The sequence below is a fragment of the Zoogloea sp. JDB1 genome (assembly GCF_056724025.1).
In genome coordinates this window covers 129,876-142,217 of record NZ_CM161496.1, presented here as the reverse complement: position 1 = coordinate 142,217, position 12,342 = coordinate 129,876, and the positions used below count along the sequence as shown (strand labels likewise).

The window sequence follows — 12,342 nt, the reverse complement described above, 5'->3', positions numbered from 1 at the left end:
CGATGCGTTTCGAGTTTCTTCCGTCGGAAGATGAAGCTGCCCGCATGAATGGCTGGGGCGAAGGGATCTTGTACGTCCTTGGTGTTCCGTACTGGTACTCCAACAGTGATGATCAGCCGCAGCCAATTGAATGGACTTGGGTTGATTTGCTTGAGCATGTAGCTTCGAATTGGGGGGCACTGGTCTTCGAGCAATCCTATCCATACTCTTGGTTGAATGATGTAGCTCACCCTGGGGATGTATGGAGTGTGGCCGAACGAAGATGGGCTAGGCTAGGTGAAGAATTAGCTGAGGCCGAGGAGGCTAAGCTGCTTGCCTTTGAACGAAGGCACAACTTGGCCTCTGCTTGGAAGGGATTGTCGCTCCCATCGCTTACGTTGATGCGCAATGGTAGGGTTTGTTGGATTTGCGCTGACGGTCAAGCTCCAATAAGGGCTCCATTCGAAGAGTGCCAAGCCGCACTGGTGTCAATCTGCGATACCTTGGCCCAATCGTTTGAAAGTTCCACTAATCTCAGGATCAAAAGCGCAATCAATCGATGGCGCGACCGCGGCGTCGGTGCAAGGGAAGATTTCTTCAGATCGGTTACAGGCATGTCTCAAGAGTCGCTTATTGCTGTTCAAGGCGACGCTGATCCGTTTGAGTTCTGGGGCGTGGCCGCCAATGATTCTTGGGCTGACGGACTTGTCGAAGAAGGGCCTCTCTTAGCGGCAGCTCGTATGACGACAGGCATTCACGATAGCGCGACGATTCGACGAGTACTCGACGCTATTCGTGCAGTCCCTCCTGGCAAGCTGGATGCACTGGACAGAATTAGCGCCGAAACTTGCGAATATCTTCAGAGGATGCCTGCTCAGTTTGCATTTTCTGGTGGATATGTTGCAGCAGAGTTTGTACGTGATGCGCTTGGTGGGGATCGACCAGTCCGCTTCGAGATTGAAGCACTCTTCGAGGAACTGGGCATCAGCGTAATTACGCAACATTTGGGTGCGGAGACGATTGACGCAGTCGCTGTTTGGGGCGCGCGCGGGCCGTGTGTGATTTTGAACGCAGACCGGCAGCACATTTCGCCAGAACGTACTCGGATGACACTTGCTCACGAGCTTGGGCATCTGGTACTGGATCGAGTAGGAGGACTCCCCTTTTGTGAGGTGCTAGGGGGGGCAATAGACTACTTCATGGAGCGAAGAGCGAACGCTTTTGCAGCGGAACTGTTACTCCCTCGAGGCATCGTGGAGTCCATGCGAAACACCGTGGAGGGATCGATTAGCGATTTCGTCACAGCCTTGAAACAACGCTTCGGGGTGAGCAAAGCTGTAGCCTGCGCGCAGATCTACAACTCGCGTGTTTTCGCAGGCTTGAACGGTGAGGAGCAGCGTTTTCTGGAGATTCGACTCCGACGTATTGATACCTTTGGCTCCCAGGATGCTATCAAGGTGCAGCCGACCGGCGGCATCATGTAGGGCGTTTTAGTCGCCGCTTCCATGAACTAGACACTAGCTCCTGGAAACCTGCAAGCGAGCGTTTAATTCGAGGCAAACAATCGCGTGTGACGAATGTCGCCAGAGGGTCGAAACCTCCTTTAGCCAGATCAGGAGGTTGACGTTTGATTTTTTTGCTCTGCTGAATACCTATTTTTCGTTCTTATGGCTGACACGCTGGCCGTGACATGGCGCGACGAGCGGCTACTCCGCTTAGATAGCGGCCGTTGAGCTTCAGATGCATCGAACGTCCGGAGGGGGTCGGTAACAGACCTTGATTTCACCGGCCCTCATCGTGCGATCCACGAATAAGCGACCGCCCCAGACGAACCACACCACACAGTCCCCGTTGCTCGCTGCACTATTCCCGCGCGCTTCACGTCTCCGCATTCCCCTTGACCCCACCAAGGCCCCCCGCCCATACTCCCGCCGTCGCCTAAACAGTGGCGACCGGGTTTAGCAGCTCGACGAATCCAGGCGGATACCGGCCGTATTGCGGCCGTTTTTATTCGTCATGCCCTTGGTGCGCCCTGATTTCATGGTCAATGGCGGGCCGAGTGGGGTGGCGTAGCTATCTACCAAGGAGTTTCGTCATGGCTGTTCAAGCCCCTGTGTGCGCATATGAGCACGCTTCTGCTTCATCCCCTTCGCCCGCATCGTTTCGCACTTGCCATTTCGCAAGGAGGGCTGCGCGATGAATACGCCGATGCAGTTTTCCGCCTCGTCCGACACGCTGTACGAATTGGCCGACAGTGCGAATGCCATGACCGTCACCGATCAGCTCACGGCTCGCCTCGCGCAGTTGCATGCGCTGCTGGCGGCGACCCATGGCAACGCGGGGATCAGCTTCCGCCGTCTCGACCACGAGCATCAGGAGCATTACCTGTGGGCCTGCTACATGCTGGCGGCGGAAACGCGGGAGTTGATGACGGCGCTGGCGGAGAAACAGCGCCTTGCAGCGTTGCCGGCTGGGTAGGTGTCTGTGGACGGGCCCGATCCCCCGCCCCTCACACCCACAACCGATACATCCAGAACGACTCATCCTCAATGAAGCGCCGCGCGAATTCCGTTGGCGAGAAGCCGGTGATGCGGCGGGATTCGCGGCTCATGTGGGCCTGGTCGGCGAAGCCTTCGTCCTGGGCGAGGGCGGCCCAGTCGAAGGGGCGGCCGTTCTCGTAGCGTTCGCGTGCGGCGAAGAAGACGCCTTCGGTGCGCACGAGGGCCTGCCATTCGCGCAGGGAGCGGCCGCTGAAGGTCTTGATGCGCCGTTCGACTTGCCGCGGGCTGTGGGTCTGGCGCCATTCGCGGGCTTGCAGCGCGAGGCGCTCGACCCAGTGGCGGCCGAGCTGGCGCAGCGATGGGGTGGATGCGCTGCGCCCTTGCAGGGCCTGCCAGCGGGGGGCCAGGTGTTGTTCCAGCACGGCTAGCGTGGTGGCATCGTCGGGGGCGTGGGCCAGTGCGTCGAGGAAGGGGCGCCAGCGGGCGTCCAGCGCCGTGCTGGCGGGGACGAAGCGGTCGTGGATGGCGCCCAGATCGAGGCCGAACAGGGCCTTCGCCACATCGGGGGTGAAGCACATCACGCTGCCGCGCCCGCAGGTCGGTGCCCAGCTCACCCGCGGGCGGGACTGGCTGCCGGAGATGACCATTGGGTTGCCGAAGGGCGTCCAGCGGCCTCCATCCGCGTCCGGCTCGACGAGTCCGACATCCATCTCCTGGAACCAGGACAGGGAGATCAGCGGCGAGGCCGGGAAATGGGACAAGCGCTGGGCGTCGCTGAGGGCGACGCCGCGGGTGTCGCGGCACAGCACGGCCACGATGGCCCCCTGCAGGGCTGGCGGGGCAGGGTACAGCCGGGACCATGGGGCCGGATCGTCGGCGGGCCGCCGCGGTGCACGGGTCAGCGGGTGGGGGCAGGCGGTGAGGGGCGGCGGGTACGGGGACATGGGCTGACAGTATAGGCAGCGGTGCAGCCCCCGACATGTCGTTTGCGTTCAAGACGGCCCCGGTGGGCGGATCAAGAATGGCCGCCATGAACACACCGACTTCTCCCCGCTGCCCGATCCATTCGGGCTCTTCGTCCCCGGCGCCGCTGTCCGGCGCGCCGGGATCCTGGCCCCCGGGCCCCACCGCCGGCGTTACGGGCTGGAGCCTGCTGCGGCGCATGTCGCGTGATCTGTTCGGCGAGCTGTCCGCGTGGCAGGCGCAGTTCGGCGACGTGGTGCATCTGCGCATCTGGCCGGAGCACCAGATCGTCGTCACCGATCCCCAGCTGGCGCGCGAGCTGCTGGTCGGCCACCACGATGCGCTGATCCGCTGGGAGCGCGGCATGCGCGTGTTCGCCCAGCTCCACGGGCACAGCGTGTTCATCGCCGAAGGCCAGGCCTGGAAGGACAAGCGCCACGCGCTGCAGCCGGCCTTCTCGGGCAAGGCCGTGGAGGCCTTCGTGCCGACCATTGCCGCCGCGACGGCCATGGCGCTGGATCGTTGGCCGGCGGATGGCACGCCGTGGCAGATCGAGAGCGCGCTGACTTCGCTGACGATGGACGTGATCCTGCGCATGCTGTTCTCGAGCCAGATCGGCGACGAGGCGCGGGTGGCCGAGGAGGCGGTGCGCACGGTCAGTGCGGCGGCCAATGCGGAGTTCTACTGGCCGGCCAGCGCGCCCGACTGGATGCCCTGGAAGCGCGACAAGCGGCAGGCGCTGGCGGCGCTCAACGGCCTCGTCGAGCGTCATCTGCAGGCCCGCCTGAAACTGCCGGAGGATGCCTGGCCCGATGATCTGCTGGCCCGCCTGTTGCGGCTGCACCGGGACGACGGGCAGGCCTGGCCGCTGCAGGCCGTACGCGACGAATGCATGACGACCTTCCTCGCCGGCCACGAAACCGCCGCCGCGACGCTGAGCTGGTGGGCCTGGTGCATGGCGGCCCAGCCGGAGACCCAGGCGGCGGCCGCAGTGGAAGTCCGGCTCGGCCTTGGCGAGCGGCCGCCATCCGCTGCCGATCTGCCGAAGCTGCCCTATCTGGCGCAGACGGTGCAGGAGACGCTGCGCCTCTACCCGACGGCGCCGCTGCTCAACAGCCGGCGTTCCACACGGCCGATTGTGCTGGGGGGCTGGCATTTTCCGGCGGGGACGATGTTCATGCTGCCGGTGTTGCAGATGCATCGCGATGCGCGCTGGTTTCCGGAGCCGTTGCGTTTCCAGCCCGAGCGCTTCGGCCCCGCTGCGGCGGAGTTTCCGCGCGGTGCCTATCTGCCCTTCGGCGCCGGCCCGCGGGTGTGTCTCGGCCAGCACCTGGCGCTGACCGAGATGAAGGTGATCACCGCGATGATCCTGCAGCGCTATGTGCTGTCGGTGCCTGATGGCATGGCGCCGCCGCAGCTGCGCTTCAATGTGTCCCTGCGGCCGGAGCGGCAGTTGCAGTTGCGGGTGAGCCCGCGCCAGCCACCGGGTTATTCAACAGCCACGGCGGGTTGAGTGGTCGCGAGGGTGAGGAAGCGCGCGAAGTCATCGGCCGTCAGCGGACGGCTGTACAGGTAGCCCTGCATCACGTCGCACTCGCAGGTGACCAGGAAAGCTCGCTGGGACTCGGTCTCGATGCCTTCGGCGATGACCCGCAGGCCGAGGCTGTGGCCCATGGCGACGATGGCCCGCACGATGTTGCGGTCCGCCTCGCTGGCGTCCAGGTCGGTGATGAACATGCGGTCGATCTTGAGGGAGTCGATCGGAAAGCGCTTCAGGTAGCCCAGCGACGAATAGTCGGCACCGAAGTCGTCGAGGGCGATGCGCACGCCGAGTTGATGTAGGGCGTCCATCACGGCGAGGGTTTCGGCTTCGCCCTTGACGGCGACCCGCTCGGTGATTTCGAGCACCAGACGTTCAGGTGCCAGCCGCGTTTCGGCCAGGATGTCGCGGATGGTGTCGGTGAGGCCCCGTTCGTGAAACTGGTTGGCCGACAGGTTGACCGCGATGTTGATCGGCGGCAGCCCCTCTTCCCGCCAGCGGCAGGCCTGCCGGCAGGCCTGCTCGATCACCCAGCGTCCGACATCCACGATGAGGCCGGTGTCTTCCAGAATCGGCACGAACTCCAGCGGCGAGATCGGGCCCAGCGTGGGGTGGCGCCAGCGCAGCAGTGCCTCGGCACCGACCACGTGGCCGTCCGAGATGGAGGCCTTGGGCTGGTAGTGCAGCTCGAATTCCTGGCGGGCCAGGGCTTGGTGCAGAGCGCTTTCCAGGATCAGCCGGCGCTGCCCGATCTGGTGCATGTCCGGTGTGTACAGGCAGTAGGCGCCGCCGCGGCGTGCCTCTACCTGGAGCAGGGCAGCGGTGGCGGCGAGCAGCATGTGTTCGGCGTCATCGTCGTTGGAGCGGCGCGGAAAGGCGCCGATGCGGCTGCTGATGGCGATGCGGTAGTCGCCGAGTTCGAATGGGGGTTCCAGGCTGCGGTTCAGGCGCCCGGCGATGGCTGCCAGCGCTTCCTCGCTGTTGCAGTGGGGCAGGGCCAGCGCAAAGCTGCCGTCGTCCAGATGGGCCAGAAAGTCTTCGGGGCCGACCTGGGTGGCCAGGCGTCGGGCCATCTCCTGCTGCAGCTTGTGGCCGGCATCGGGCAGCAGGGCGCGGATCGCGTGGCTGCGGCGTCCCACCTCGATGAGCAACAGGGCCGCGTTGGCCTGGTCGCGGAGCAAGGCTTCCAGATGCAGTTCCAGGCGGGCCCGGTTGGGCAGGCCAGTGACGGGGTTCTGCTCGGCGCGTTGCTGCAGCGTGGCCCGCGCGGTGCGCAGCTCCGCTTCGGCCCGGGCATGGGCGATCTCCCGTTCGAGGATCGGGAGCAGCTTGGGCAGGTCGTGCTTGGCCATGCAGTCGCGGGCGCCGCGGTGCATGGCCTCCACGGCCTCGGCGGTTTCCATCGTGCCGGACATGACGATCACCGGCATCTCCGGTCTGCCGCCGCCGGCGGCCCCGATCATGTCGAGGGCGATGAGGGCGTCAAGATCCGGCAGGTGGTGGTCGCAGACGATCAGGTCCCAGCTCCCGTCGCGCAAGGCGGCACTCAGGCCGGCGCGGTTGGCGACGCGGCTGAGCTGGGCCGGTATCGCGCTGTCGAGCAGCGCCAGGCGCAGCAGCTCAGCATCGTCGTCCGAGTCTTCGATCAGCAGGATCTGCAGCACGGCGTTCTCCTTGGGCATGGCTTTGCTCACTCAGCGCAGGGGCAGGCAACGAATGGTCGGCGATCTTCTCACGCCTGGGCGTGCAGTGGGCTGCCCCCGCGGCGCAGGCCACTGCCCACCGGCAGCTCGTCGAACCAGTTGATGAAGCGCATCACGTCGGCGCCCTGATAGATGGCGCCATGTTGCGGACAAAGCATGTCGATCGGCAACTGGCTGACCCGCTCGCACCAGTCGCGCTTGGCTTCCGCCGAGCCCATCCAGCGGCGGTGGAAACCCTCGGCCTGGCGGATGTGGCGGTCGAAATCCTCGACGAACAGCGGGTAGTCGCCGGTGAGGCGGGCGGCGCCCACGTCGCCGCTGAAGAGGATGCGCGCCTTGCGGTCGTACAGGTGGAAGTTGCCGGACGAATGCAGATAGTGGGCCGGCAGGGCTTCCAGGTTCAGGCGCCCGAGGCGGATCGTACAGCCCTCGTCGGGGATATCGATGAAGGTGTCGTCCTTACCGCCGAAGTGGGGCACGAACTCGGACCACAGCCAGCTCAGATGGCACTTGAGCGCCGGGTTGAATTCCAGCCACAGGGCCAGTGACGAAATGATGTCCGGGTCCTGGTGGGATGCGAACAGGGCTTCGATGTGGCGTGGGTCGACGGCGGCGGTGAGGGCCGAGAAGACTGCCGAGAAGATCTCGGAGCCGCCCGGGTCGGTGAGCAGCGCACGCTGGCCGTCGACGACGAGGTATTCGTTGGTGTCGATCAGGTATTCAGGGCGTTGGGGGTCGCGAGCGACGACGATCCACTGGTGCGCGCCATCCTGGAAGATGGGAGTGGTTTTTTTCATTGTTGTTCCTGTCGGGCGTTTCGGGCCGGCTCAGCCGGCGTGGTGGGCGAGGGCCCGGCGCAACTGCTTGATGGTGCTCAGGATGGTGACGATGGCGTCTTCGATCTCGTCGGCGACCTGGCGCAGGCTGGCGGCTAGGGCCTGGCCGTAGACGGCCTCGATCTTGGCCGCGCGCGACAGCGCGATGCCGGTGTTGCACAGGCGCAGGGCGTGGTCGAGCCGGTTGCCGAGGCCGAACCAGCGCTCGCTGCCGTCGCTGTCGATACGTGCCTGGCGGGCTTCGATGCGCGTGGCGGCGCCAGCCAGGCGGGGCTGGATGGCGGCCGGGATCTGGTCGAGATGAGCCACATGCAGCCGGATGCGAGCCGACTCGGCGACCGAATGGACCAGATCGCCGATGAAGTCGCCGAGTTCGTGCATCTGCCGGTCGAGCTGGCCGCTGAACTGGCGCAGCTCGCTGGAGACGATGCCGAAGCCGCGGGCCTGGCTGCCGGCCTGCTTGGCGGCCAGCATCGCGTTGAGGGCCACCAGGTTCACCTGGCTGGACAGGGCGGTGACCTGGCGGATGCCGGCGCTGATCTCGACGACTAGCTGCAGGGACTGTCCTCCGGTGGATGAAAGGGATGAAGGAATTTCCATTGGCGTCCTTGTCAGCGGGGGCCGGCCGGCGTTGCGGTCCGGAAGTAGGCCACCAGTTGTTGCAGTTGCTCGGCCTGGGCGCTCATTTCCTCGGCGGTGGCGGCCAGCTCTTCGGAGGCCGCCGCGTTCTGCTGGGTGACCTGGTTGAGCTGGATCATCGCGGTGCTGATCTGGCTGACGCCGCCGGACTGCTCTTCGGAGGCAGCGGCGATCTCCTGCACCAGTTCGGAGGTCTTGCGGATCGCCGGGACCATGGCCTGCAGCAGGTGGCCGGCCTGGTCGGCGAGGCGCACGGAGCTGCCGGCGACTTCGCCGATCTCCTGCGCCGCTTCCTGGGAACGTTCGGCGAGCTTGCGTACCTCGGCGGCGACGACGGCGAAGCCCTTGCCGTGCTCGCCGGCCCGGGCCGCTTCGATGGCGGCGTTGAGGGCCAGCAGGTTGGTCTGGTAGGCGATGTCGTCGATGATGCCGATCTTGTCGGCAATCTCCTTCATCGCGGAGACGGTCTGGGACACCGCGTCGCCGCCGGAGGCGGCTTCTTCTGCGGCCTTGGAGGCCATGCCGTCGGTGAGCTTGGCGTTGTCGCTGTTCTGGTTGATGGAGGCGGAAGCCTGCTCGACGGTAGCCGACACTTCTTCGACGCTGGCGGCCTGCTCGCTGGTGGCCTGGGACAGGCTCTGGGCAGTGGCGGAGACTTCCTCGGAAGCGCTGCCGAGGCTGTCGGCGGTGCTGCGCACCTGGCTGATGATGTCGGACAGCTTCCCGCTCATGTCGCGCAGGGCGGCCAGCAGCTGGCCGGCTTCGTCGTTGCCGTGCACTTCGATGCGGGTCGTGAAGTCGCCGCCGGCGATCACTCGGGCGGTGCTCACGGCCTGCTGCAGCGGGCGGCGCACCAGGCGGCGGATCATCGCGTAGAGCACGACATTGAGGGCCAGCACCAGCAGGGCGGTGCCGCCGAGGATCACCGCCGACAGGGCGCGGGATTCGCGGGTGAATTCGTCGCGGTAGGTGGTGACCATGATCTCCCAGCCCCACGGCGCGTACACATCATGCACGGCGATCTTCTCGCGGGGTTCGGTGTCGCCGAGTTCCTTGTTGAACCAGGGGTAGAAAGTGATGCCTTTCTTCTTGCTGAGCACGTCGCGGATGAACTCGCGGCCGCTGGAGTCCTTGGCGCCGAGCAGGTTCTTGCCTTCGGCGGCGGGGTGGATGTAGACCAGGCCCGGATCGAAGCCGTTGTCGAGCACCGCCGCGTAGCCTGTCTCGCCGATCTTCATGCCCAGGAACTTGTCGCGCAGGCTCTTCATGCCGTCCGCCATGTTCATGCCGATGCCGTAGGCGCCGATGATGGCACCGCGGGCGTCCTTGATCGGCTGGTAGTAGGCGTAATTGAACATGCCGTCGCGCTTGGACGGGCCGGCGTAGATTTCGCCGCGCAGCAGGCGTTCGTAGGCCGGGTGCTTGCGGTCGAGGCGGGCGCCGGTGTTGCGCACACCGTTGGCATCCTTGCCGGAGCTGGTGACGATGAAGAAGTCGTCGCCCTGGCGCACTGAGATGGTGGCGACGAGGCCGGTGAGGGCGGTGAAGCGGTCAGCCGCTTCGTTGTCGTTGTTGAGGACCAGGTTCCCGCTCTTCAGCTGCGGCAGCTGCTGGCTGCCGGACGGGATCAGATGGCCGGCGTCCACGCTCATCGGGCCGCTGTAGGGCGCGCGGTAGAGGGCCAGGCTGCGTTCCATGCCGAGGCGCAGGCTGTCGTCGGCGGTGGCGATCATGTCGAGCAGGCGCTGGGTGGTGCGCTGCATCTCGGCGATGCCGCGGTCCTCGAGGTAGCGTTCGGCGTAGTGGCCGATGACGCCCGCGAGGAGGAGCACCATGAGCAGGGACAGGGTGCTTTGAACCGCGATCAGACGGCTGCCGATGGCCATGTCCTTCCAGGACTTGAGTTGCATGACGGTCGTTCCTAGTGGGCGTGAAGGGCTGCCGTTCAGGCAGCGAGGGTGTCGGGTTCGCCGGCGGCGACCGACGCGAGGCCGGCCAGTTCGTCCACCGAGAAGGTGCGGCTCACGTCGAGGAGGATCACGAAGCGCTCGCCGATCTTCCCCATACCGCGAATGAATTCGTTGCGGATGTGTACGCCGAAGGACGGCGGCGGCTCCACGTCGGTGGCGGGGATCTCCAGCACCTCATTGACGGCGTCCACCAGCACGCCGAGTTGTTGGATGCCGTCCTCGCTGTCCACTTCGACGATCACCACGCAGGTGCGCCGCTTGGGCTCGGTGAGGCCCTGGCCGAAGCGGGCCAGCAGGTCCACCACCGGCACCACCGAGCCGCGCAGGTTGATGACCCCGCGGATGTAGCGCGGCATCATCGGTACCTGGGTCAGGTGGGCGTACTCGATGATCTCGCGGATCGACAGAATGCCGATGGCGAACAGCTCGCCGCTGAGGTTGAAGGTGAGGTACTGCTCCCGCTCGCCAGCGTGTTCAAGGCTGGCGGTATGGTCCGGTCGGGTTTGCATGGGCGCTCTCCGTTGGGTTTGAGGGACGCCGCTCAGAAGCGGACGAAGTCCTGCGGGGACACGCCAGATCCGGCAACCGCCAGTTCGCCCGGCAGGCTGTCGGATTTTGTGACCAAGCGCTTTCTGCTCCTTTCGCTGCGGGCCTGCTGACGCAGGTTGGGTGTCGCGCCGCCGGTCTTGAAGAATTGGATCAGCTGCTGCAGCTGCTCGGCCTGGGCGCTCATCTCTTCGGCAGTGGCAGCCAGTTCTTCCGACGCGGAGGCGTTCTGCTGGGTGACCTGGTTGAGTTGGTGCATCGCGGTGCTGATCTGGGCGACGCCGCCGGACTGCTCTTCGGAGGCGGCGGCGATCTCCTGCACCAGTTCGGAGGTCTTGCGGATCGCCGGGACCATGGCCTGCAGCAGGTGGCCGGCCTGGTCGGCAAGGCGCACGGAGCTGCCGGCGACTTCGCCGATCTCCTGCGCCGCTTCCTGGGAACGTTCGGCGAGCTTGCGTACCTCGGCGGCGACGACGGCGAAGCCCTTGCCGTGCTCGCCGGCCCGGGCCGCTTCGATGGCGGCGTTGAGGGCCAGCAGGTTGGTCTGGTAGGCGATGTCGTCGATGATGCCGATCTTGTCGGCAATCTCCTTCATTGCGGAGACGGTCTGGGACACCGCGTCGCCGCCGGAGGCGGCTTCTTCGGCGGCTTTGGAGGCCATGCCGTCGGTGAGCTTGGCGTTGTCGCTGTTCTGGTTGATGGAGGCGGAGGCCTGTTCGACGGTGGAGGAGACTTCCTCGACGCTGGCGGCCTGCTCGCTGGTGGCCTGGGACAGGCTCTGGGCGGTGGCGGAGACTTCCTCGGAGGCGCTGCCGAGGCTGTCGGCGGTGCTGCGCACCTGGCCGATGATGTCGGACAGTTTCTCGACCATGTCCTGCAGGGCCTGCAGCAGCTGGCCGGCTTCGTCCTTGCGGTTCACCTCGATGCGGGTGGTCAGGTCGCCGTCGGCGAGGGCGCGTGCGATACCCACCGCCTGGGCCAGCGGGCCGGTGATCGAGCGGGTCACGCTGATCGCCAGCGCAATGCCGATGACGATGGCGATGGCGCTCAGCACCAGCATGCTCTTCAGTGCGCTGTCGTAGGTGTCGCCGGCCCTGCGGGCGGCGATTTCGGTGGCCTTGGTTTCCTCCTCGACGAACTTGGCCAGGGCATCCAGCCATTCGCGCTGGGCCGGGCGGACTTCCTTGAACAGCAATGCGGTGGCTTCCGCCATCCGGCCCTGGCGGGCGACGTCGAGCACCTGGATCTGCAGGCGCAGCACGGTCTGGGCGAGGCCCTTGATCTTGGCGGCGAGGGCGCGCTCCTCGTCGCTGGCGTTGGCGGCCAGCAGCTTGTCGAGTTCGGCTTCACCGTCCATGTAGCTCTTCTTGCGCGCATCCAGACGAGCCGTCTCGGTCTTGACGACGTCCTCGTCCTGGCTCAGCAGCAGGTTGCGCATGGCGATCGCCGAGTCGCGCAGGTTGTCCACCATCGCGTTGCTGACACGGGTCTTCTCGTTGTTGACGGAAGTGATCTGCTGCACGCTGTCGTTGATGGTCATCATGCGGGTGGTGCCCGTATAGACGATGGCGACGAGCAGGACCAGGACGAGCCCGAACCCGAAGGCCAGGCGTTGGCTGATTTTCAGATTGCTGAACATGGGTGTGTTCTCCGGCTGGGGATTCA

General features: G+C 65.5%; 10 protein-coding genes. 3 read left to right on the top strand and 7 right to left on the bottom strand.

Annotation, left to right across the window (positions count from 1 at the left end; genetic code table 11):
* Positions 1–2: 2 nt before the first annotated feature.
* The gene (locus AC1PPK_RS00650; RefSeq protein WP_481115920.1) at positions 3–1,463 is read left to right on the top strand and encodes an ImmA/IrrE family metallo-endopeptidase; all 1,461 of its coding nucleotides are present in this window, start codon (positions 3–5) and stop codon (positions 1,461–1,463) included.
* 712 nt (positions 1,464–2,175) lie between these two features.
* Positions 2,176–2,457 (top strand): hypothetical protein, encoded by a 282-nt coding sequence (locus AC1PPK_RS00645; protein ID WP_481115919.1) that lies wholly within the window; start codon positions 2,176–2,178, stop codon positions 2,455–2,457.
* A 31-nt stretch (positions 2,458–2,488) separates the two neighbouring features.
* Here AC1PPK_RS00645 and AC1PPK_RS00640 read toward each other — a convergent pair whose 3' ends face one another.
* Positions 2,489–3,424: a helix-turn-helix domain-containing protein gene (locus AC1PPK_RS00640; protein WP_481115918.1), complete on the bottom strand. Its 936-nt coding sequence runs from the start codon at positions 3,422–3,424 to the stop codon at positions 2,489–2,491.
* A gap of 86 nt (positions 3,425–3,510) precedes the next feature.
* Here AC1PPK_RS00640 and AC1PPK_RS00635 point away from each other — a divergent pair, with 86 nt between their 5' ends.
* Positions 3,511–4,956: a cytochrome P450 gene (locus AC1PPK_RS00635; RefSeq protein ID WP_481115917.1), complete on the top strand. Its 1,446-nt coding sequence runs from the start codon at positions 3,511–3,513 to the stop codon at positions 4,954–4,956.
* On the opposite strand, the gene AC1PPK_RS00630 is transcribed toward AC1PPK_RS00635, so the two are convergent.
* Genes AC1PPK_RS00630 through AC1PPK_RS00605 form a run of 6 tightly spaced genes read right to left on the bottom strand, consistent with a single transcriptional unit; the run spans position 4,932 to position 12,316 of the window.
* Entirely contained in the window at positions 4,932–6,665 is a 1,734-nt protein-coding gene (locus AC1PPK_RS00630) for a putative bifunctional diguanylate cyclase/phosphodiesterase (protein ID WP_481115916.1), read from the bottom strand. The two genes, AC1PPK_RS00635 and AC1PPK_RS00630, sit on opposite strands and share 25 nt — an antisense overlap.
* A 50-nt stretch (positions 6,666–6,715) precedes the next feature.
* Positions 6,716–7,483: an oxygen-binding di-iron domain-containing protein gene (locus AC1PPK_RS00625; RefSeq protein ID WP_481115915.1), complete on the bottom strand. Its 768-nt coding sequence runs from the start codon at positions 7,481–7,483 to the stop codon at positions 6,716–6,718.
* Positions 7,484–7,513: 30 nt separating this feature from the next.
* Positions 7,514–8,122: a methyl-accepting chemotaxis protein gene (locus tag AC1PPK_RS00620; protein ID WP_481115914.1), complete on the bottom strand. Its 609-nt coding sequence runs from the start codon at positions 8,120–8,122 to the stop codon at positions 7,514–7,516.
* 11 nt (positions 8,123–8,133) lie between these two features.
* Positions 8,134–10,071 (bottom strand): methyl-accepting chemotaxis protein, encoded by a 1,938-nt coding sequence (locus tag AC1PPK_RS00615; RefSeq protein WP_481115913.1) that lies wholly within the window; start codon positions 10,069–10,071, stop codon positions 8,134–8,136.
* Positions 10,072–10,106: 35 nt separating this feature from the next.
* The gene (locus AC1PPK_RS00610; RefSeq protein ID WP_481115912.1) at positions 10,107–10,640 is read right to left on the bottom strand and encodes a chemotaxis protein CheW; all 534 of its coding nucleotides are present in this window, start codon (positions 10,638–10,640) and stop codon (positions 10,107–10,109) included.
* A 32-nt stretch (positions 10,641–10,672) separates the two neighbouring features.
* Complete coding sequence (locus AC1PPK_RS00605; RefSeq protein WP_481115911.1) at positions 10,673–12,316, bottom strand: methyl-accepting chemotaxis protein; 1,644 nt, start codon at positions 12,314–12,316, stop codon at positions 10,673–10,675.
* Positions 12,317–12,342: the final 26 nt, after the last annotated feature.